Consider the following 22,244-nt stretch of genomic DNA (forward strand, 5'->3'; position numbering starts at 1 on the left):
GGCGGCACAGCCCGAACCAGGAGCCCAGACCCGCGATGGACCATCCAGGAGCTCATAGCCCAGTCGCTCCCAGACCAACTCGCACACAGCCTGATCACTGCAGCGATCAGCAAGGATTTGTTCAAGCAGCGAACGACTTAATGCCATCGACAAAGGCGTCTATTCAAGTCTGATTGACTCAACCACAGCAGAAGCAACCCACGCCAACCCAGCCAAGATGAAACACGAGATGGATATTCAAAAAATCTACGCATCAACATTGAAGCCTCAGGCCAACACAGGCAACCTCGGTGATATCTTCGGCTACTTAGCGATTGAAAGACTGAGCAAACAATCAATCCGGCGCACGGGCATTCCCAATAAAAACGACATCGACCATCAAACACTCGTACTCGTAGGATCAATTCTGAATCACATCAGGCCTAATCAAAATGCCGTGATTTACGGACCTGGATTCATCACCGGCGAAGACAATCCAAAAAGGTTAAAAGGCAATCGAATTGTTGGCGTGCGGGGAAAGCTATCAAAAAAGATTATCGAAAGAGCCTTTCCAGACAGCCGGGTCAAGGTTTGCTCAGATCCAGGGCTACTCATGAAACCGTTGATAGCGGCGGACTTCAAAGCTGCCAATGCAGTGAAATTAGGGGCAATTGTGCATAGCGTAGACCGAGCACAATTCCTCAAGTCCAGCTTTAACCACATCCCTATTGTTGAGCATTACAAAGGAATCGACCACTTTCTTAAATCAATTTCAGAATACACACATCTCATTTCAACATCCCTGCATGGGATGATCTTCTGCCATTCACTGGGCATCCCTGTTCTCCCTGTCGCCATTTCCAACAAGATCACCGGCGGGAGTTTCAAATTCAACGACTACCTTAGCTCAGTCAACATCAAACATAAGAGACAACTCATGATGCTGCACCAAGCTCCTCGCAGCGAAAGCAAGCTCATTGAACTGATCGAAGACCACCCCCAGCCCAGTCAAGGCCTGATCGAAGAGTTAAGCCAAAAACAAGCTCGAACGATCAAAAGACTCCTCAGGAATCCCCCACAATCTCCTTCTTTTTAAGCCCGTACAGCAACTGATCAGACCGATCGAACGAGGACAGACCAAGGGAAATAGCCGCCACATTCATCAACAAACGACGGGAGCCGATATACATCTTTTTAACAATAGAGCGGACCCTATCGTCGCTCAGAATCGACATAATTTTTCCAAGATAATCAGCATTAACACCCCAGTCAGGCGCCTCCATTTTCTCTGAGAATGGAAGGCGATTGATCGACACGTGAATTCCACAATTAGGGCGAGCGAGCTTACCTTGCAACACCTCAAGGCCAGGACAATGAAGGGCATTCCTCAACTCATAATGCTTATAAAGGATCTCCTCATCATTGAGGCCACAGTAGTCCCAAAGCGCTTCATGAAGCGGATAAAGATCGTCGTAACGCGCCAAATGCAAACCAGTCAAACGCTTGGATCCAGGGCGAATCAAGTTATAAAAAGGCAGGCCAGAACTGAAATAAGCGCGATGCTTGTTCAAAATATTTTCAGTCAAAAGGATATCAATATCACCGATATAGATGTACTCGGAACGCAGGAAAGGCTGCAATAAAAAGCGATAAGAGTTTTCCATCAATGGAGTCTTACGGCACTCGCGAGTTGCAACATCATGCAAGTAATACACGGAGCCAGACAACGCCGCGATCTCGTCCAAACTCTCACCATGCAACGCCTGCATACGAGGAAGGTCACGCACTAAGAATTCAAACGAAGCTCCTGGGTGCTCGAGGGAACCAAATAAAAAATAGAGTGGAAGATAATTATGAAAAAAATTTGTCGCGCCGGTGTAAAACAAAAGATTCTTAGAGTCCACAACAGCACGCATCTATTCCACAACAACAGTACAGCAGCAACTTGACTGAAGCATCGTCAAAAAGAACCTGCACCACCAGCCTCAAAGGCTGGGAAGGAGAGATCGACTAGAGTCGCAGTGCCGCCTGTCGTCGCGAATGACACGCCACAATCATCTTGTCCTCGGACAACAGGCTTTTCATGCAGGCAAGCTGGCAGCGGCACGGGATCACTTTTCACAAGGTCGCGCGAACGAGCCCGAGTTGGCTTCGCTCTACGATATTAATATTGGCCTTATTGATAGCCTGACCCAACACAGTGGCCATGGCGTAGACATCATCATTCCAGTGTTCAACGCCCTGGACGATGTCAAACAATGCCTGAACGCGATCGACCAATCCGATCAAGATCAACTCAAAACAGTTTTTGTCATTAATGATGGCTCTGACCAGCAGACCACGGAATGGCTGCAGGAGTTTTGTGACAATAGGAAGCTCTTCCAACTGATCAATAACCCCGACAATATTGGCTACACAAAAACCGTCAACAAAGGGCTGAGACTCGCCCAGTCCGATTACATAATCACACTCAATAGCGACACAATCATTCCGAAAAATCTGATCGGCGGCATGCTTGCCTGCTTCAGCTCAAACCCCAAGATTGGCGTCGTTGGACCACTATCCAATGCGGCAAGTTGGCAAAATGTACCGAATCTCATTGGAGACGATGGAAAATTTGCCATCAATACAATTCCATTTAACTTCAACACCAACGAATTCAATCATATTGTCAATTGTGCTTCCAACCATAGTTTTCCGAGCGTTGACTTTGTCAATGGATTCTGCTTTATGATCAAAAAAGCAGTTCTTGACACCATTGGCTTGCTCGATGAGCAATCTTTTCCAATGGGCTATGGAGAAGAGAATGACTTGTGCATGCGAGTAAGCGACGCTGGCTATCAGCTGGCAATCGCCGATAATTGTTATGTTTTTCACGCCAAGTCAAAAAGTTTCGGCAGTGAGCGCAAAACGGAATTATCTCAAGCTGGACATCAAAAATTAATCGATAAGTATGGCGATCGCTTTCACCAGAAACTAGAACGGACCAAAACCAACAGTTCCCTGAACCAAGTTCGTGAACGCCTCTCAACCTATCTATCAAAAGTAGTCAACCAAATATCACCAAACGACCTTAAAATCCTCTTTCTTCTTCCGGTCAAAGGTGGGGGTGGCGGCGCCCATTCTGTGATCCAGGAAGTGATGGCGATGCGGGCGTTACATGTGGATGCAAAAATTGCGATTAACTCTGACCACCATGAAGACTTTCAGCTGAAATATAGTGATTTGGGAGAGGAATTATTCTCCGAAATTTTCATCCAATACAATCCCGACCGCCCCGATGAACTGCCAACGCAGGCTTTTGATTGCGTAGTGGCAACAATTTTCTCGTCGGTCAAGCATCTTAAAGCCATGCACGACCAATCAAATCACTTTCTCCCCTGCTACTACGTTCAAGACTATGAACCACTCTTTTTTAAAGAGGGGAGCGAACAATGGATCGAAGCCAAGTCGTCCTACACCCTGATCAAAAATTGCTGCCTGATTGCAAAGACAAGCTGGATTGCAGACGAAGTCTTTAAACATCATTCCGTTCGTGTCCAGAAAGTCCGGCCAAGCCTTGATGAAAAGATCTATTTCTCATCACGGTCCAAACAATGCCAGACGCAGGCTGTCATCACAGCCATGATTCGCCCGCAAACCCCCAGGCGAGGAGCAGCGCGAACGATGATTTTGCTTTCTCACCTAAAAAAAAGATTTAAAGATCGAATTCAAATCCGACTTTTTGGCTGCGAATCCAATAATCCAGAATGGGATGCTCTCCATCAAGACTTTGAATATGTCAATCACGGCATTCTTACAAGAACAGAAGTGGCCGAGCTTTTGCAACAATCGAGTATATTCATTGATCTATCTGATTATCAAGCCTTTGGACGCACAGGGTTTGAAGCAATGGCCTGTGGGTGTATTCCAGTGATGCCCATTCATGGGGGAGCTGTTGAATTTGCAAAAGACAACGAGAATTCATTGTTGGTTGACACGTTCGATGTTGAAGACGTTCTGACTCGAATCATCCCAATCATTGAGAACCCAATGAAACGGCTTGAGATGAAGATCAATGGCGTTGAAAGTTCAATGCAGTACAGTAAACTTGATGCTGCTCAAAGTGAGCTGAAGGTCTTGCACAGAAACTATCTTCAGTGGGCCCTTCTTCACAAAGGCAATTCATAATCATCAACACCCATGGAATACAAGCATTGGTCCTCACCATTTCCCATTGAAGCTTCTCTCCATTCTGCACTGGATGATGCTGGTCTCGAACATCATCCTTGGGAGATCATTGGCTCGATCAATCTAAATGATTTACTGATCATTTTCGATCCGCCGGACCTCGTCCTGACGCACTATTCAAATCAAGAGACCCATTCCAATTGGGTTGACGACAACATCAATCAACTTTCAAAGTCATACAGCCAAATCTTAAGCCAGGCAAGCAGACCATCGACAACATTAATCGCTGGTTGGCAGCTGACACGAGTTCTTCAAACCATCTCCTTAAAAGAATTCTTTCGTTCAAATAAAGATCACCTCTCTGATCCTCAACAGGCTTCAATCGAGTGGCCAAACACCGAAACATTTGCAGCATTAGGTATTGACCACCTTGACCGCAAAATCAATCAAGACCTAAGCAATCTCTACATCAAAGTCGATGCAATCGCAGTTCGGTTTGGGCGTCAAGCCGACACCATGTATCTCCAGCGTCTTCACAGCCATCTGGACGAGATATCAGTCGTTAAAGCACTACAACACAGTGCAGCTACAAGCCGACGCGAGGCTTTACTTATCGAGGGCTTACACAAAATACAAAACGACTATCGAGATTACGTGATGGAGTCAAAAGAGATCATCCAAAATTATCAACAACTGCTTCTTGAGTCCCAAGTTCTTGCGGGTCAGTACCGAGATGCAACCGCAAAGAATGATCAGGACATCAAGGCTTCGTAAGAGGCATCAAAGGCTCAAGAGATAATGACAAACCACGGTTGACTTCGGTATTTGCTTTTAAATCGGGCCAAACATCTTTGAGCAGAGGATGAGACGTCGGGAGATCACCCTCGATCGAATCTGCCTGAATGAGTTGCTTCATCAACCTGGCGGCCTCCGGCGTATAACCAACAGCAAAGGACGTCTGCAATTTCACGAAGGCTTCCTGTCGTTGAGCTGATCCCAGGGATGCAAGTCGCTCTACATCTGCATAAATCGACGAAAGTTTGTAGTTTCTATCGTACTTTTCGAGCATACTCAAAGCAGAATCCTTGGCACGATGCTTGGCATGGGTGCGAAGAATGTCACGACAAATATCCATCGCTTCGTGATAGTCACCCAAAAGACAGAGTGCTCTCGCCTTATTCTCCAACGCCCAAGGGTTATTCGAGTCAAAGAGCAACGTTAGATTTAAGATCGACAAACTCATCTGGGTTAAACCAGAATCCCGCGCATAAATTGCCTCTTTGACCACCGATTTAGCCAAGACAGCAACGGATTGTTCACGACCCGTCACAACGACGGGACGCCAACCAAACTCTTGAAAATAAACCTTTAATTTGGATTGATATTCGTCGATATCGTAATGTAGAGAACGGTCACTACGCACTGAATCAGCCAGTTCTGTGATCCGCTGCTTCAATTCAGAATCATCAACAGGTCCAGCCAAAAGGACATCGCAGATCATCAGACAATCACTCGCTTGAGCGGCCCCAAGACAGGCCACTGCTCTGTAATAAGAAATCGTCGGATGAAACAATAATTGCTGCGTCAAAGATGCCAAGACAGCCTGCAAAGCCGCCCACTCCTTCTTCTTCATCAGATCAGCAGCGATTGTCAATGCTGACTGGAAGGCCTCAGTTGACTCGCTCTGAAGTTGAAGATCTGCGTGGGCCAACGCATCGAAGACCTTGAAATTCAACAACGCGCGGACGCAACTCTGCCGCAGCGCCATGTCGTCGCTCGAAACAAGCAGCCCACGCCAGATTTGATAGGCCATCGAATTCTCAGACAGCCTGATATGCGCCCTGGCTTGATTATCGAGCAGCCACGGAGTATTAAAACCATTGTTCCGGGCCAGCTCAATGAGATCCAAGGAAAGTTGAGGGTGACCGGAATCTCGGATCAAGGCAACTTCTTTCAACAGAAGAAGATCAACCCTGCCTGCATCGGCAGAAGCCACGTCGGCTTCAATCCAGAACCGACTTGTCCATGATTTTTCAGCTAAAAACCGATGGATAGTCGCGAGATTTTTCATGCAGAACGGAACGACAAGGCCCTGATTACAACCAGTTTACCAAGAAAGGTTATAGTCACTGTCTATGGATTTGAACGTCCGTACAGATGGGCGAGCAGAACAACACGATTGATATCGAGAAATCGGGTCGCCTCTTCTCACTTCAGTCCAGAGTGCTGCAATCTCCCCTCGCAGGGGTCAGCGATCGCGTGTTCCGCGGTTTGGTGCGGCGGTGGGCCACCCACAGCCTTCTGTTCACCGAAATGGTCAATGCCACCAGTTTGGAACTGGGACATGGCCTCGAAAAAGTCCATGAGCTCAGTGAAGAGCAAGGACCGACAGGCGTGCAACTCTTCGATCACCGTCCTGCAGCGATGGCCGACGCTGCCAAACGAGCCGAGCAGGCCGGGGCCTTCCTGATCGACATCAACATGGGTTGCCCGGTGCGAAAAATCGCCAAAAAAGGCGGAGGTGCTGGGCTGATCCGTGACCCGGAGATGGCCGTGCGGATTGTTGAAGCTGTCGGTCAGGCCGTTCGGATTCCGGTCACCGTGAAAACACGTCTCGGCTGGTGCTGCGACGATTCCAACCCTGTGGCTTGGTGCCAACAACTCGAACAGGCGGGGGCCCAGCTGGTGACGGTGCATGGACGCACCAGGGAGCAGGGATTCAAAGGCCAGGCCGATTGGCAAGCGATTCGAGAGATCAAGGCCTCGCTCTCTGTTCCCGTCATCGCCAATGGCGACATCAACAGCCCAGAGGATGCCCTGCGCTGCATCCGCGAAACCGGTGCCGATGGGGTCATGGTCGGGCGAGGCACCATGGGCGCCCCGTGGCTGACCGGACAGATCGAGGCAGCCCTGGCCCAGCGGCCGATCCCACCCACACCCACACCGGCACAACGCCTGGCTTTAGCCCGTGAACAACTGCAGGCTCTGGTCGCAACGCGGGGAGAGCATGGGCTGCTGATCGCGCGGAAACACATGAGTTGGACCTGCACAGGGTTCCCGGGTGCCCCGCAGCTGCGTCACGCCCTGATGCGCGCGCCCACCCCGGCCGACGCCTGCCAGCTGCTCGACGATCAAATCGATGCGCTTCGCACGGCGCTCGCCACGTGAAGGGGAATCAACCCCACCCCCTTCCGATCGAGTTGCTGGATTCCCAGCTCCTGCCGAACGACCTGCTGGACACGCCGCACAGCTGGCGACCAGCGATGGCAGGAATTGATCCAGCTGCCCTGCAACGGGCCCACCCCGACCTCGGGGGCAGCCACGACTTGCTGCCAAGCGGCCGACTGGCGGCAATCGCGCTCGGGCAAGCCAGCCTCTACGGCGATTTACCTCCGGTTCACCTGGCGGCGTACCTCGATGGATTGCGGCCTGCGGCACGCCGGGAACTCCAGCAGCAGCGGTTGAGTGCCCTGGAACATCTGGCCGGACCCGGTTGGCGGCGCTTTCAGGCCGGAAAACCCCTGAGCAAGGATCTGGATCGCTACCAGCCCCTCTCCACCACGAACGGCCGGGCCACCGGACGCTCCCCGGTCATCCACCCCGGGCAAGAGGCCGGGATCCTGATCGTGCTGGGTAACCGCAGCCACGGATGCTTGCCCACGCCGGAGACTCCGCAGGGTTGGCACGCGGTCCTGGATGGGGAGCTCGGGGATCTGAACACGGTCTGGAATCAGCTGCGGACCCTCGACAGCAATCCGCTGATCAGCTTTTGCCATGGCAGTGATCGGGTCGATCCCAGCGCTGTGGAAAGCCTTGCCGCGGCCGGGGCCGACAATCCCGAGCTCACGCTGATCACCACCGACGAAAGCCTGCGATGGCGATCCGAACCCCAAGAGCCTGCGGGCAACCCGCAGTACCGCTCAACACTGACCCCCTGGCGGCTGATCAGTCGGGGGGCCATCGGCGGACTGGTGAGCATCCGGCTGCAACGCTTGCTGAAGCTTCAACTCCCCGCTCAGCGCACGTGCCTGCACAACCTGCTGGTTGACCTCTCCCTGCAGCTGGTCGAACAACAGGTCGCGATGCAACACCTCCCAGCCGTGCTGCTGAGCCGCCGGCAACAGCACAACCCATCGGTTCCCGATGTGGCCAGCCCGCGGGACCGCCTCGCCTTCAGTCACGACCAGGCCGAAGAGCTTTTGGCGATCAATCGGCAACGCGGCCAGCGCCTGCTGGCTCGGGGGGGCAGCATCCATTGCCATCCCCGCTGGAGAGGATGCCTGCAGGTGCACTGGACCCCACCCATCCAGCCGCTGATCTCGATCCTGATTCCCTTCCGCGACAAGGTGGAACTCACCAAGGTGTGTGTGGAGTCGATCCACCGCTGCGCCGGATCGATCCCCTACGAATTGGTGCTGATCGACAACGGCAGCACTGAAGCAGCGACCACCGATTGGCTCGAGCAACAGAGCCGACAGGCGAACGTCACGGTGCTCCACTTCGACTGTCCGTTCAATTACGCCCGCTTGCACAATCTGGCGCGCCCGCATTGCCAGGGCAGTCATCTACTCCTGCTCAACAACGACATCGAACTGCAGTCTCCGGAACTGCTGAGGGAGCTGCTGCATCCCTTCGCCCTGCAGAACACCGTGGCGGTGGGCGCCCGGCTGCTGTATCCCGATGGCAGCATTCAGCATCAAGGCGTGGCCCTGATCAACGGGGAACGTCGATGCGTTCTGGAACCAGGGAAACACCTGCGGTGTCAGCCCGTGATCGACACCTTGACCCCCTTGGGAGTGCAGGAGGAATACCTCGCGGCGACCGCTGCCTGCCTGCTGGTTCGCACGCAGGATTTTGATGCCATCGGAGGGTTCGATGAGGACTTCGCCGTGGTGTTCAACGACGTGGACCTCTGTCTCAGGCTGCGTCAATCGACGGAACGAGCCGATGGGGCCGTTGTCGTCACACCCAATGTCCGCATCATTCACCACGAATCGATCAGCCGCGGCAAGGATCAATACGGTGCAGCGCTCGCCAGGCATCAACGGGAATCCGGATTCCTGCGGGACAAGCATGCCGCCCTGTTTGCCAGTGGAGATCCGCTGCGCAGCGCCTGGCTTCATCCCCACAGCACCCGCTTTCAACCCCGCGATGCAGCGGTGCCATCCGCTGGCCCAGTCCGGGAACGTCTGATCCGGCAATGGACCACGAGCCAGCCATGGTCCAGCCGCTCAGAGCGACCGCTGATCCTGTTCGCCCACTACGACCCCCGCGGGCGCGTGCGACCGGACCTTTTGCCGCTTTTGGAGAGCTATCGAGAGCATGGTGATGTGGTGTTCATCTCAGCGTCCCCGCGCCTGCGCTGGCGATGGCGGACCATGGGCCGCCTGCGTCAGGTCTGCCAGGCGATCCTGATTCGCCGCAACGAGGGCTATGACTTCGGAAGCTGGATGACGGGGCTGCGATGGCTGCAACGCCAGCAGTCAATCCACCGTGAACTGATCCTGACCAACGACAGCTTTTATGGCCCCGTCGGCGATCTCAACGGGCTGTTCGAACGCATTCACGCCAACGATGCCGATGTGATTGGGCTCACGGACGATCTGATGTACGAACCCCATCTGCAATCGGCATTCCTGGTCTTCCGAACACCCGTTCTGCACAGCCCGGCATTTCAACAGTTCTGGGACACCCTGCAGATCTGGCCGCGCAAACGCGATCTGGTGAAACATTGCGAAGTGGGGTTGCCGGTGGCCCTCGGCGAGGCCGGCTTCCGGCTGAGCAGCCTCTACACCCGGAACGCCAACGGAAACATCCTCCACACCGCCTGGCGGGAGCTGATCGAAGACGCTGGCTTTCCCTTCGTGAAGGTCAGCCTGCTCCGCGACAACCCGACCCGACAGTCGCTGGATGGTTGGCACCAGGTCATCGGCTCACGGAATCCCGATCTGGCGGAACAGATCCGCAACCAGCTGGATCAGCAGAGCTGACGTGGAGCCTCTGACCGCGCTGCTGCTGCTCTGGCCCCTGATTCTCACCCGCCGTCCAGAGCAAGCCTCACCGATTTGGGCCCGCCGAAGCTTGATCACACTGCTGACGTTGTTAACGGCGCGGTACCTGTACTGGCGTTGCACGGCCAGCCTCAATCTGTCGAGTGGTGGCGCCGCGGCCCTGAGCCTCACCCTGCTGGTCGCCGAAGGTTGGTTGCTGTTCAGCGGTCTGCTGCCGTTGTGGCTGGCCTGGCGCCGGTTCCCCGACCGTCGCCCATCGGCGGACCAGAGCATGGCCGCAGTCAGGGCGGGCCGTTGGCAACCGCGGGTCACCATCCTGGTGCCGACCTGTGGCGAACCGCTGGATGTGCTGGAACGCTGTCTGGTGGGCTGCTGCAGCCAGCACTACCGCCACAGCGAAGTCTGGGTGCTGGATGACAGCGGTCGTGAGGAGGTGGAGCTCTTGGCCCGTCGACTGGGGTGTCACTACCGGCATCGACCGGTACGCAGTGCCGCCAAAGCCGGCAATCTCAATGACGGTCTCCGGCTGACCCACAGCGATCTCATCGCTGTCTTCGATGCCGACTTCATTCCCCAGCGTCATTACCTGGAGCGCTGTGTCGGCTTTTTTCGACATCCGGACGTCGGCTTGGTTCAAACGCCTCAGCACTTCATCAATGTCGATCCGGTCATGCGCAACCTCGGCATGGAGCGGTGGATGCTGCCCGACGAGGAGAGTTTTTACCGCTGGATCCAACCGGTGCGGGATGGATGGGGCGCCGTGGTCTGCGCTGGCACGTCCTTCGTGGCCAGGCGCAGCGCCCTGGAGCAGATCGGTGGCTTCGTGGAGCCGGCTCTCTCCGAGGACTTCGTGACCGGCATCGCTCTGCGACGGCAGGGTTGGTCGCTGTTGTATCTCCAAGAAAAGCTCAGTGCAGGGCTGGCCGCTGAGTCCATGGGGGATTTTGTTCGGCAGCGCCAACGCTGGGCGGCGGGCACCCTGCAGAGCCTTGTGCTCCCTGAGGGGCCTTTACGCGCCCAAGGCTTGAGCACCGCTGAACGGCTGGCCTACTGCGAAGGCGTGGTGCATTGGATCAACCACGCCCCACGGTTGGTCTTGATGCTGATGCCGCTGAGTTACGGCGTCCTGGGAGTGCTGCCGATTCAGTGGAACGTGCATGCCGTGGTGAACCTGCTGCTGCCGCTGTGGGGAACACTGCTGCTGTCGATCGGCTGGCTGAACCGCGGCAGCCGCGCCGCTCTGCTCGGCGAATTGACCAGCTGGGTGATGACCGTGCCACTGACGATGACGCTGCTGTTCAGCCTGCGCCGGGGCCCACGCCGGTTTCAGATCACCCCGAAGCACCGCACACGCTTGCGGTGGCACGTGAACTGGCCCCTAGCCGCACCGCTCCTGGTGCTCAGCGCCCTCAATCTGATCAATCTGATCCGTCTCAGTGGTCAACCCTTGAGCAGCGTGGAATGGCGGATCGGCCTCACGTGGGCCTGCCTCAACCTGATCAGCACCCTGATCGCGATCCGGGCCTGTGTGGACCCTCCCGCACCGGACGCCAATCCCTGGCTGGGTGTTGATCAAGCGGCAACCCTCACCACGACCGAGGGGCATCGTCATCGCTGCCGGATCCAAGCGATCAGTCAGAGCGGTGTGGAGCTGACCTGGGCCGGATCTGTCCCCGCCACGCTCAGCGGCCGTGAGCTGACCTGGGAGAGCATCGGCCCCCTGGGAGTGCGGGAGGTCCAGCGGACCGAGACGCAGCTGGTGCTGGAGTGGAGCGGACTGAGCCAATGCCAGCGCCATCAGCTGATCATCTGGTTGTTCTGTGAACCAGGGTGCTGGCTTGATCGCCAGTCGCCTCGGGAATGGCTGGCGCTCCTGGTCCTGCTGCGCACCACGCTGTTCGGCCGATCCGAACCCGGGCCCTTGCGCCGCAGTCTTGTGCCCCGTCGCAGCTAAGGCAGGGTGTCTGGCCAGTGCTGACGAATCAGCAACATCGAGAAGTACGGTCGCTCCGAGGCCGCCACCTGGTCCGCAGAACAGACCAGCTGGTCAGGCCAGCCAACACGCTCAGCGAAGAGCGCTTGGTGCAGCAGGCCATGGCGCTCCAAGCAACCGCGCACCCAGGACCAGCGATGGCCGAGCTTGAACAGGGCCAGCACCCTGCTGGCCTGGACAGCGGCCCTCAGTTCAGCCTCCAGGAGATCAGGCTGCTCCGGACAGGGCCGCAGCAGCAGCTGGTCCTGCTGGAGCGCCAGCGGCCAGCCCCCGGCCGCCGCCGCGGCCGAGACGGAGCTGACGCCTGGAATCACGGCCACGGCACAACCTGGATCCAACGCCTGGATCGCAAGCAGCACATAACTGGTGGTGGCGAACAGTGATGAATCGCCCTCGCAGAGCAACACCACCGAATGCCCACGCCGCACCTCCGCCAGCAGAGCCTCGGCGGCATCGCGCCAGGCCGTCCGCCGCTCCTGCGGATCGGCCACCATGGGGAACACCAAGGGGAGACGGCAGTGATCGTCTCGGATCCAAGCGGCGGCAATGGTCGCGGCCATGCTGCTCGCTCCTGGCCGCGCCACCGGATAAGCAACCGTCTGGGCCGCGCGCACGGCATCCACGGCAGCCAAGGTCATCAGCTGGGGATCCCCGGGTCCAACGCCGACAAGGGTCAGCCGCGCAGGCGGCGCTGGGTTGATGATGGTCAGCAGCCATTCCGCCCGGAGACCGGACGATGAGTCGCCTCAGCATCTTTCCAGACCAGGCGGCCGCATCGGAGCAGAGCACTGCAGCCGTGCTGACCAGTGAGGACACCGCCGTGATTCAGAACGAACTGCAGCGCAGGGGCATCGGCTTCGAGCAGTGGACCGCGCCGACGGTGCTGGCGAGCGATGCCGATCAGGCCAGCATCCTCAAGGCCTACGCCAAGGACGTGGCCACCGTCCAGCGCAACCATGGCTTCATCACCGTGGATGCGATTCGAATGACCCCGGATCATCCCGATCGCATCGCGTTGCGAAACAAATTTCTCTCGGAACACACCCATGCGGAGGACGAAGTGCGCTTCTTCGTGGAGGGCCGGGGACTGTTCAGCCTTCACCTCGACGATGAAGTGCTGGTGGTGCTTTGTGAGCGCGGCGATCTGATCCATGTCCCCGCCGGCACACGCCATTGGTTCGACATGGGAGAACGGCCCAGTTTCTGCGCGCTGCGTTTTTTCAACAATCCAGCCGGTTGGGTCGCTGACTTCACGAACGACCCAATCGCCGATCGCTTCCCCAGGCTGGATTAACCAGCATGTGTTGAGCGCCCATGGGTCGTCGCATGTCCCCCCTCCTTCGAATCGGTCTGGCCAGCCTGAGCGCGCTGTGGATGATTCCGATGGCCTGCGCCCAGGAGCCCAGCAATGACGACCGGATTCAGCGCAAGGTGGCCGTGATTGAACTCAGCCGCAGCATTCGCAGCTACACGGTCAGTACGTTGGCCACCGCCGACTGCCTCGTTGAACAGGGACGCCTCAGCCGGCGCGAAGCCGATCAGGCGATTCCAATCCAGCTCAGGGAGGTGGGAATCAGCTCCCACGTGCTGACCAACCCCCAGGTGCTGAAAGCCCGCGACCAGCTGCTAGCGCTGATGGATTCCTCCTGCAGCCTGAGCACCATCGACGCCGAAACAGCACGACGGGTGGTGGAGCAGGAGCTCTGAGTCGCAGAGCGCGTCTCAAGCGTGGACAACAAGACAACCGGTTTTGTTCCCGGCGAAAAATAATCACCACCCATAGGGTTCCGCTTTGCTCTGGAGCGGCATGCGCGGCGTTTGGATGGCAACAGTGATCAGCATCGTGCTGAGTCCGGCCATCGCTTTCGCCGAGCCACAGCTCACCCTCGAACAAACCGCACGCCGCCTCCCCCAGACAGGCGATCCCATCTGGTTGCTGAGCCTGCAGCTGAATGCCGACACCGTGAAGCACTTCGATGCGGTCAGCGGTCGTGCCCATCGACAGGATGCGAATCGGCATCAAACCGGCAGCCTGGCTCCTCTCCCCCCCGGCACCTACAGCGTTGGGGACGTCGAACCGCTCGGACCCACCGACCCCGCGGAGCTGGGGCCACTCTGGATTGGCATTGAACCGCTGTTCGCAACCGGACGCGGCCATCTGGGCATTCACCTCGACCCCAGTGCCAACCAAAACGCAAACAGCGGAACGCTCGGTTGCATCGGATTGGTCAACCCCGAAGCGATGGCGGAGTTGGCGGAGCTGATCCAAGAAGAACAGGTCCGGACACTCCGGGTGATGAACTGATGTTGAAGGGATGGGGCCTCAGCTGGGGTGGCTGGCTCGACAACCGACGCGGCGAATGGTGGCTCCTCGCCCAACTCACGTTGATCACCGCCCATCTCTGTCCGGCTTGGCCTGCCCATGGCCAGCTTGGCTTGACGCCTTGGCCACTGGGCCTGGTCATCACCGGCGTCGCCCTGCTCGGCTATGGCGCGGTGTTGGCGGTCCGGGCCTTCCTCGATCTGGGGGACAGCCTCTCACCACTGCCTGCGGTCCGCGATGAGCATCGCTTGATCGTGACGGGTGCCTACCAGCGCTGCCGACACCCGCTGTACCAAGCGGTGCTCTGTTGCTCGTTGGGGGTCTGCATCGCCAGCGGCAGCGGTCTTCATCTCGCCTTGCTGCTGGGACTGATCGGCGTGTTGGGAGGAAAAGCACGCTTTGAAGAACGCGACCTCAGGCGGCGCTATCCCGACTATGCAACGTACGCGCAGACCACCACAGCCATCGTGCCGAAGCTGCCCTGGCTGGACTGGAGCACCCTCTGAGTCAGCGTGCTGGAATGAGCCGGTTTTAGGCGCCTCCCAACCCCATGGCGACTGCGGCAGATCGCAAGGGAATCATCCTGGCTGGGGGCAGCGGCACACGCCTCCATCCGATCACCCAGGCCGTCAGCAAACAACTGCTGCCGGTGTACGACAAACCGATGATTTATTACCCGCTCAGCACGCTGATGCTGGCGGGCATTCGAGAGGTGTTGATCATCACCACGCCGCACGATCAAGCGTCGTTTGAGCGGCTGCTCGGTGATGGGTCCCGCTGGGGGATGGAGATTCAATACGCCGTTCAGCCCAGTCCCGACGGCCTGGCCCAGGCCTTCCTGATCGGGGCTGATTTTCTGGGTGGTGCACCAGCCGCGCTGGTGTTGGGGGACAACCTCTTCCACGGCCATGACCTTGTTCCCCAACTGGTCAGCAGCAATGACACCCCCAAGGGAGCCACGGTCTTCGCTTACCCGGTCAGCGACCCCGAGCGCTACGGCGTTGCCGAATTCGATGCCGCGGGGCGGGTGCTGAGTCTGGAGGAAAAACCGTCCAAGCCCAAGAGCCGTTATGCGGTCACCGGGCTGTATTTCTATGACGACAGCGTGGTGGACCGCGCACGAGCGGTGCAACCCTCAGCCCGTGGGGAACTGGAGATCACAGATCTCAATCAGATGTATCTGGACGAGGGACTGTTGCGGGTGGAACTGATGGGCCGCGGCATGGCCTGGCTGGACACGGGGACCTGTGATTCGCTCAACGATGCAGGCAGCTACATCCGCACCCTCGAGCACCGACAAGGCCTAAAAGTCGGCTGTCCGGAGGAGGTGGCCTGGCGCCAGGGCTGGATCGACAACACAGCGCTTGAGGCGCTGGCGCTGCCGCTTAAGAAAAGTGGCTACGGAACCTATCTCTTGCAAATGCTCGAAGAAAGCGTGAGTGACCATGCCGCGCTGCAAAGCAGCCTTGATGCGGAGGTCCGTCATGCAGGTTGAACAGCTGCAAAGTCCGCAGGGCAGCACGGTCGACGGCCCCTTGCTGATCACACCCCAGGCGTTTGGCGATGACCGCGGCTGGTTTTTTGAAAGCTGGAACCAGCGCAAGTTCGATGAGGCCGTCGGCGCGCCCGTGCTGTTCTCCCAGGACAACCATTCCCGCTCGGTGCGCGGCGTGCTGCGGGGGCTGCACTACCAGCTGGCACCGGAGCCCCAGGCCAAATTGGTGCGCGCCAGCCTGGGCGCCATCTTTGATGTCGCGATCGATCTGCGTCAGTCCTCCTCGACGTTTGGTCAATGGGTCGGCGCTGAACTCACGGCCGACAACAAAGCGCAGCTCTGGATCCCGGAAGGCTTCGCCCACGGGTTCCTCACCTTGAGCGACGTCGCGGAAGTGCAGTACAAGGCACGTGGCTTCTGGAACAAAGGCTGCGAGCGGGCCATTGTTTGGAACGACCCTGACCTGGCGATTGCCTGGCCACTGCAGCGGCTGGAGGGCGTCGAAGTCAGTCTGTCGGGCAAGGATGCGGAGGCCGCTGGATTCCACGGCGCCATCAAGGCGGGAGACATCTTCTGATGAAGGTTCTGCTCACCGGAGCGGCAGGCCAACTCGGCCAGGCCCTGCGCACATCGGTGCCCTCAACCATCAACGTGATCGCCACCAGTCGAAACGGCGGTGATGGGTTGGAGGCCTTGGATCTTGCCGATGCCGCTGCCTGCCAAGCCGTTGTCGCGCAGCACCGACCGGACTGGGTGCTCAATGCGGGGGCGTACACCGCCGTGGACAAGGCCGAGTCGGAACCCGAGCTGGCCCACGCCGTGAATGCCGGAGCCCCGGGCGCTTTCGCCAGAGCCTTGGCGGATCAGGGGGGACGGCTGCTGCAGATCAGCACTGACTTCGTGTTCAACGGCAGCCAGGGCTCCCCCTATCGCCCCAACCAGGAGCGGGACCCTCTGGGCATCTACGGCGCCTCGAAAGCAGCTGGAGAAGAGGCGATCGAAGCCGTCTTTCAAGGCGACCCACGGGCGTTGATTCTGCGCACCAGCTGGGTGATGGGGCCCGTGGGCAAAAACTTTGCGCTCACAATGCTGCGTCTGCACCGCGAGCGGGACAGCCTGGGCGTTGTCGCCGACCAGGTGGGCTGCCCGAGCAGCACCCTCAACCTGGCGAGGGCCTGTTGGCAGAGCATCCAACGGGGATCGCAGGGCACGCTCCCCCCGGTCATGCACTGGTGTGATTCCGGCGCCGCCAGCTGGTATGACGTGTCGGTGGCCGTGGGGGAGCTCGGGGCTGAACTGGGCCTACTCGACACCCCCGCCTCGGTTCAACCGATCCAGACCAGCGATTACCCAACCCCCGCAGCCCGGCCGAGCTACTCGCTGCTGGATTGCAACGACACCCGCAAGGCCCTCGAGCTAAGCGGAGAGCACTGGAGAACAGCCTTGAAAACCGTGCTGCAGTCGACGGCTCAAGCCTCCGGATCCGCCAGCTAAGCCGATTCCTTGTCCCATCCACGTCTCCTCTGACCACCGGCCATGACCACCCCGATGCCCACTGCCGCTGACCTGCTGGGACGCCGCAAACGGATTCTCGTCACCGGAGGTGCCGGGTTCATCGGCGGTGCGGTGGTGAGACGCCTGCTCAACGAGAGCGACGCCACGGTGTTCAATCTCGACAAGATGGGATACGCCAGTGACCTGACCTCCATCGAGCAAACCCTGAGCACCCTGGGGGAGGGATCAGCGGAACGCCATCGGCTGCTGCAGGTGGATCTGACCGATGCCGCTGCCGTTGAGGCTGCGGTGAAGCAGGCCGACCCCGATCTGGTGATGCACCTGGCCGCCGAAAGCCACGTGGATCGCTCGATCTCCGGACCTGGCGTGTTCATTGAGAGCAATGTCACCGGCACCTACAACCTGCTGCAGGCGGTGCGGGCGCACTACGAAGGATTGGCGGGTGAGCGACGGACGTCCTTCCGGATGCATCACATCAGCACCGACGAAGTTTTTGGTTCCTTAGGTGCAGAGGGGCGCTTTTCGGAAACAACCCCCTACGACCCCCGCAGTCCGTACTCGGCCAGCAAAGCCGCCAGCGACCATCTCGTCCAGGCATGGCATCACACCTACGGATTGCCGGTTGTCCTCACCAATTGCTCCAACAATTACGGCCCCTGGCAATTTCCGGAGAAATTGATTCCCGTGGTGATTCTCAAAGCATCATCCGGTCAGGACATCCCCCTGTACGGCGACGGCCTGAACATTCGCGACTGGCTCTACGTCGAAGACCATGTGGATGCACTGCTGCTGGCGGCCTGTAACGGCGTGAATGGTCGCAGTTATTGCGTGGGTGGCCACGGTGAAAAAACCAATCGCGATGTGGTGGAAACCATCTGCAGACAACTCGATCAACTGCACAATCGCGAGCCATCCCACCTTGACCTGGTCAAGCGGGTGACAGATCGGCCTGGCCACGATCGTCGCTACGCCATCGATCCAACACGCATCAGCACCGAACTGGGCTGGGTACCCCGCCACGACGTCAATGAAGGACTGGAGGCCACGGTGAAGTGGTACCTCAGCAACCAGGAATGGTGCCAAGACGTCCGGAGCAAGGCCGGATACCAAGGCGAACGACTGGGCATCAAATAATCACTCTGGAGCAGAAACGACAACAATGCAGCGCCAAAAAGTGCGTCACTAAAGAAGCACAAACCGAATAATTGTAGCCATGTTAAATTACTAAAACTTGATCAAGCTACCCGGCCATGGCCAAAACCAATGCATCGGCCGGAGCACTCTCCAAGCTGGGACGCGCAACACAACGGACGGCCACCAAGAGCCTGCAAGCCATTCAGCCCGGGCGCTTGCTTCCCACACGATGGCGACGACGGCTTCGGACACTGGGCTTCTCAGGACGAAGCAACACACAGCAGCGACCCAGCAATCGAAAAAAACCGCTGAGCCAGGAGCTCAAAACATTTCTAGCGAACATCGATACCACCAAGCTAAAAACAAGCGAATTCAAGGACACCAAATACTTATGTCATTACGCCTACGTCTTTGACCACGACTACTACAGACATCAACTGCCAACCGAGGAGGCCAAAAAACTACAGAGCGCGGGCGACTTCGTTCTGCATTACTGCACATCAGGCTGGAAAAAGGGCCTCGACCCCAGCGAACTATTTGAGACCAACAGCTATCTGAGCAAGTATCCCGACGTCAAAAAAGAGGGATACAATCCAATGCGCCATTTTTTCCAATTTGGCATCCATGAGAATCGTTGTTCCATGGATGACATTCAATTCATGAGAAAGATGGCCGACCTTAAAAAGGTCAGGACTCTCACCCCATCAACAGAACAGCAATGGGCAGCGATTCAATCCAAGCGCTTTGCGGTCATTCTTCATATTCATTACCCCGAACTGAGCCATACGATTGCCAACTATCTCAAACGAATTCCATTTAAGTTTGACGCCTACATCTCCACACGCTCGGACTCGATTGAAGCACTTGAAAGCTGCTTCTCATCGATCAGTAACATCAACCATCTAGAGATCAAACATTTTCCCAACCAGGGGCGGGATGTTGGACCCTTTCTGGCTGGCTTTGGCGACAAGATTCAACACTACGACTATCTCCTCAAACTGCACTCCAAAAAAAGTCCACACAGCAATGCCCTAAGCGGCTGGTTTCTTCACTGCCTCGACAACCTGATCGGCTCCGAAGAGGTGATCCAAACCAATCTCCTGGCCCTCTCGGAATCGGACCATGGCCTGGTCTACCCGGTTGAAAATTATGCACTCTCCCTGGGGATCAAACACGACAGCTGCTGGGGACACGAGAAAGGCAATTACCAGAAGGCTCAACCACTCCTGAACAAACTGGGGCTGGAATCGATCAACGAGAAATCGACATTCCAATTCCCCGTAGGCACGATGTTTTGGTGTAAAACCGACATCCTGCAACCCCTGATTGACTGGAAGCTCCATTTCGAAGACTTTGACACCGAAGGAGGACAGATTGATGGAACACTCGCCCACAGCATCGAACGCTTGATCGGACTGTGTTGCACCGAGTACTACCAAAAAAAACTCGTCAGCACCTACTGCGGCTATCACCACTCAAAACAACATAAAGGCGATAAAAGCATTATCGAAGGGCGCAATAAGCTCAGCATGCATGGCTTCGAGAAAGTCATTCAGTTCCGGGAGAAACCACTCAACCATGAACGTCCATTTTCCTGGGAGATCAAAACAGACAAGCTCAATATCCACTGGGTCATCCCCAATTTCACCCCTGGCCTTGGTGGACATACAACCATCTTTCGAGCCATTGACTATCTGGAACGCTGTGGACATCAGTGCACCATCTGGGTGCACTCAGAGCTCAAAGGAGACAAGCGAAACCGCCCGAGCCAGCTCCATAAACGCATCATTGATCAGTTTTTCATCAAACTCCAGACCGATCAAGTCTTTCTTTTAGGTAATGATCAGAGTGATCTTGATCTGGTCAGCGGAGACGTGGTGATCGCCACGGATCGAATGAGCACATATCCCGTGCTCGGCATGGGCAACTTCATCGAACGTTTTTATTTTGTTCAAGATTACGAGCCGTATTTCTTTGCACGGGGAACGGCAACATTTCTAACCGAAGAAGCCTACCGATCCAAGCATGGCTTCCATTGCATTTGTGCAAGTCCATGGTTGCAAAAACTCATGGAGCAGCATGGGAATCAGGCGATGGCCTTCCCTCTCGCCGTTGACCATCAGACCTATGCACAGGATGCATCGATTCCTCGCGAACGCAACAAGATTGCCTTTTACGTTCGACGCAGCACACCACGACGGCTGTACGAATTGGGAGTTTTAGCGCTCAGGCGTCTATTTGATTTAGGTGAAGCCTTCGAGATCATCACCTTCGGGGAAAAAGACGTTCCTGATTTAGGCATTCCAGCCAAAACAACCCATGCAGGAATTCTGGATGCCCCATCCTTAGCCAAGTTGTACCGAGAAGCGACAGCTGGGCTGGTCTTATCGGGAACCAATTATTCCTTGGTGCCCAACGAGATGATGGCCTGTGGCCTCCCGGTGGTCGATATCGATGCCGAGCAGACCCGTTTGTCCTACGAAGCGGGAACAGCCGTCCTGGCCGAAGCCACCCCAGATGGGTTAGCGGAAGCCCTTCAAAGCCTGCTGAATGATCAGGAGATCCAGCAACAGCGCCGCGAGGCTGGTCTCGCCGCAACCCGAGATCTGAGCTGGGATCAATCCAATGGACGGGTTGAATCATTTCTCAAGAGCACTGTGGAGCAGGCACTCCAACGACACCCGATCCGACCCATGCTCTGCCAGTCGATCAAAGTATCGATTGTCATTCCTGTTTTCAACGGTGGCGATCTCCTCCTGGAGGTTGTTCAAGCATGTCTCAATCAGCATCTCGACCATGGCTTTGAGCTGATCATCATCGATAGCGAGTCGACGGATGGTGCGATCGAGCGGATCCCAAAGGACCCGCGGATCACCATCATCCCGATCCAGAAGAAACACTTTGGCCACGGAAAAACACGCAACTTTGGAGCTTCACAGGCCAAGGGAATGTATGTCGCGTTCATCACCCAAGACGCTCTTCCTGCCAATTCATTCTGGCTGGCAAATCTGATCGAACCACTGGAGAAAGACCCCCAAGTGGCAGGAGTTTTTGGCTGTCATATTGCCCATCGCTCGCACAGCCAACTCACAACCCATGACCTCGATAATCATTTCAACCGTTGGATTTATCGCAGCCACAGAATCCCGATTGAACTCGATCCTGCAAGGCAAACCCCCACTGGAGCTGTCGCTAGCCACGAACGCTTTTACTCGGACAATAACTCCTGTTTGCGTCGGAGCGTTTGGGAACAACACCCACTACCCGATGTCATCTATGGCGAAGATCAACTCTGGGCCGGCATGATTCTGCGGCTCGGCTATCGCAAAGCCTATGCATCCAATGCTGTGGTACGGCATTCACACGAATACTCATTCCGTGAAACCGTAATCAGAGCCAATACTGAATGGCACTTCTATTCTCTACATCTCAATGAAAAACTTCCATCGAGCAAGAAAGAGGTGCTCGCCATGGTGGAAGAATCCTGCAAAAACGACAAGAAGGCCGTTGATCTTTACCCTGAGATCAGCAAAGAACAGTTAAAGCAGCGCCGAAAGCTTCACTTCGCCAGAGCATGCGGTTATTACCTGGCGGGTCAAGGACGAGGAACAATTCGTCCCTGAT

The 22,244-nt window shown here is 56.6% G+C and carries 19 protein-coding genes; 15 read left to right on the forward strand and 4 right to left on the reverse strand.

What is annotated here, in order from left to right; all coding sequences use genetic code 11:
* Positions 1-147 (reverse strand): DUF1823 family protein (locus ACGVKB_RS00675; RefSeq protein WP_392349376.1); only part of this gene is annotated, 147 nt, incomplete at its 3' end.
* Between the two features lie 70 nt (positions 148-217).
* On the opposite strand from ACGVKB_RS00675, the gene ACGVKB_RS00680 reads away from it, so the two are divergent.
* Positions 218-1,075: a polysaccharide pyruvyl transferase family protein gene (locus ACGVKB_RS00680; protein WP_392349340.1), complete on the forward strand. Its 858-nt coding sequence runs from the start codon at positions 218-220 to the stop codon at positions 1,073-1,075.
* On the opposite strand, the gene ACGVKB_RS00685 is transcribed toward ACGVKB_RS00680, so the two are convergent.
* On the reverse strand, positions 1,044-1,895 hold the full coding sequence (locus ACGVKB_RS00685; protein ID WP_392349341.1) for a hypothetical protein: 852 nt from the start codon (positions 1,893-1,895) through the stop codon (positions 1,044-1,046). The two genes, ACGVKB_RS00680 and ACGVKB_RS00685, sit on opposite strands and share 32 nt — an antisense overlap.
* 124 nt (positions 1,896-2,019) lie before the next feature.
* Between ACGVKB_RS00685 and ACGVKB_RS00690 the strand changes: the two genes are divergently transcribed.
* Positions 2,020-4,149: a glycosyltransferase gene (locus tag ACGVKB_RS00690; RefSeq protein WP_392349342.1), complete on the forward strand. Its 2,130-nt coding sequence runs from the start codon at positions 2,020-2,022 to the stop codon at positions 4,147-4,149.
* Positions 4,150-4,161: 12 nt separating this feature from the next.
* Positions 4,162-4,923, forward strand: a complete 762-nt coding sequence (locus ACGVKB_RS00695) for a hypothetical protein (RefSeq protein ID WP_392349343.1) — start codon at positions 4,162-4,164, stop codon at positions 4,921-4,923.
* Here the strand turns inward: ACGVKB_RS00695 and ACGVKB_RS00700 are convergent.
* Positions 4,910-6,220, reverse strand: coding sequence for a hypothetical protein (locus tag ACGVKB_RS00700; RefSeq protein ID WP_392349344.1), 1,311 nt, complete (start codon positions 6,218-6,220; stop codon positions 4,910-4,912). The two genes, ACGVKB_RS00695 and ACGVKB_RS00700, sit on opposite strands and share 14 nt — an antisense overlap.
* A gap of 86 nt (positions 6,221-6,306) precedes the next feature.
* On the opposite strand from ACGVKB_RS00700, the gene dusB reads away from it, so the two are divergent.
* From dusB to ACGVKB_RS00715, 3 genes are read left to right on the forward strand one after another with little or no spacing between them, the layout of a single operon-like run.
* Positions 6,307-7,317 carry a tRNA dihydrouridine synthase DusB gene (gene dusB, locus ACGVKB_RS00705; RefSeq protein WP_392349345.1) on the forward strand — a complete coding sequence of 337 codons (1,011 nt, stop codon included), beginning with the start codon at positions 6,307-6,309 and terminating at the stop codon, positions 7,315-7,317.
* Positions 7,314-10,139 carry a rhamnan synthesis F family protein gene (locus tag ACGVKB_RS00710; protein ID WP_392349346.1) on the forward strand — a complete coding sequence of 942 codons (2,826 nt, stop codon included), beginning with the start codon at positions 7,314-7,316 and terminating at the stop codon, positions 10,137-10,139. Before dusB ends, ACGVKB_RS00710 begins: the two co-directional genes overlap by 4 nt.
* Position 10,140: 1 nt before the next feature.
* The gene (locus tag ACGVKB_RS00715; RefSeq protein ID WP_392349347.1) at positions 10,141-12,114 is read left to right on the forward strand and encodes a glycosyltransferase; all 1,974 of its coding nucleotides are present in this window, start codon (positions 10,141-10,143) and stop codon (positions 12,112-12,114) included.
* Here ACGVKB_RS00715 and ACGVKB_RS00720 read toward each other — a convergent pair.
* On the reverse strand, positions 12,111-12,791 hold the full coding sequence (locus tag ACGVKB_RS00720; RefSeq protein ID WP_392349348.1) for a precorrin-2 C(20)-methyltransferase: 681 nt from the start codon (positions 12,789-12,791) through the stop codon (positions 12,111-12,113). The genes ACGVKB_RS00715 and ACGVKB_RS00720 overlap by 4 nt on opposite strands.
* A gap of 98 nt (positions 12,792-12,889) precedes the next feature.
* On the opposite strand from ACGVKB_RS00720, the gene ACGVKB_RS00725 reads away from it, so the two are divergent.
* The 9 genes from ACGVKB_RS00725 to ACGVKB_RS00765 all read left to right on the forward strand — a co-directional run bounded on the left by ACGVKB_RS00725 (position 12,890) and on the right by ACGVKB_RS00765 (position 22,243).
* Positions 12,890-13,447 (forward strand): acireductone dioxygenase, encoded by a 558-nt coding sequence (locus ACGVKB_RS00725; protein WP_392349349.1) that lies wholly within the window; start codon positions 12,890-12,892, stop codon positions 13,445-13,447.
* A 32-nt stretch (positions 13,448-13,479) separates the two neighbouring features.
* The gene (locus tag ACGVKB_RS00730) at positions 13,480-13,860 is read left to right on the forward strand and encodes a hypothetical protein (RefSeq protein ID WP_392349350.1); all 381 of its coding nucleotides are present in this window, start codon (positions 13,480-13,482) and stop codon (positions 13,858-13,860) included.
* Positions 13,861-13,945: 85 nt separating this feature from the next.
* Positions 13,946-14,458 carry a L,D-transpeptidase gene (locus ACGVKB_RS00735; RefSeq protein ID WP_392349351.1) on the forward strand — a complete coding sequence of 171 codons (513 nt, stop codon included), beginning with the start codon at positions 13,946-13,948 and terminating at the stop codon, positions 14,456-14,458.
* Positions 14,458-14,982, forward strand: a complete 525-nt coding sequence (locus ACGVKB_RS00740; RefSeq protein ID WP_392349352.1) for a methyltransferase family protein — start codon at positions 14,458-14,460, stop codon at positions 14,980-14,982. Before ACGVKB_RS00735 ends, ACGVKB_RS00740 begins: the two co-directional genes overlap by 1 nt.
* 44 nt (positions 14,983-15,026) lie before the next feature.
* Positions 15,027-15,971, forward strand: coding sequence for a glucose-1-phosphate thymidylyltransferase RfbA (gene rfbA, locus ACGVKB_RS00745; RefSeq protein WP_392349353.1), 945 nt, complete (start codon positions 15,027-15,029; stop codon positions 15,969-15,971).
* Positions 15,961-16,548: a dTDP-4-dehydrorhamnose 3,5-epimerase gene (gene rfbC / locus ACGVKB_RS00750; RefSeq protein WP_392349354.1), complete on the forward strand. Its 588-nt coding sequence runs from the start codon at positions 15,961-15,963 to the stop codon at positions 16,546-16,548. Before rfbA ends, rfbC begins: the two co-directional genes overlap by 11 nt.
* Positions 16,548-17,465, forward strand: coding sequence for a dTDP-4-dehydrorhamnose reductase (gene rfbD / locus ACGVKB_RS00755; RefSeq protein ID WP_392349355.1), 918 nt, complete (start codon positions 16,548-16,550; stop codon positions 17,463-17,465). Before rfbC ends, rfbD begins: the two co-directional genes overlap by 1 nt.
* Positions 17,466-17,507: 42 nt before the next feature.
* Positions 17,508-18,620, forward strand: a complete 1,113-nt coding sequence (gene rfbB / locus ACGVKB_RS00760; protein WP_392349356.1) for a dTDP-glucose 4,6-dehydratase — start codon at positions 17,508-17,510, stop codon at positions 18,618-18,620.
* A gap of 116 nt (positions 18,621-18,736) precedes the next feature.
* On the forward strand, positions 18,737-22,243 hold the full coding sequence (locus tag ACGVKB_RS00765) for a rhamnan synthesis F family protein (RefSeq protein ID WP_392349357.1): 3,507 nt from the start codon (positions 18,737-18,739) through the stop codon (positions 22,241-22,243).
* Position 22,244 lies beyond the last annotated feature (1 nt).

This window comes from Parasynechococcus sp., assembly GCF_042954325.1.
In the GTDB taxonomy this organism is placed as follows: Bacteria; Cyanobacteriota; Cyanobacteriia; order PCC-6307; family Cyanobiaceae; genus Parasynechococcus.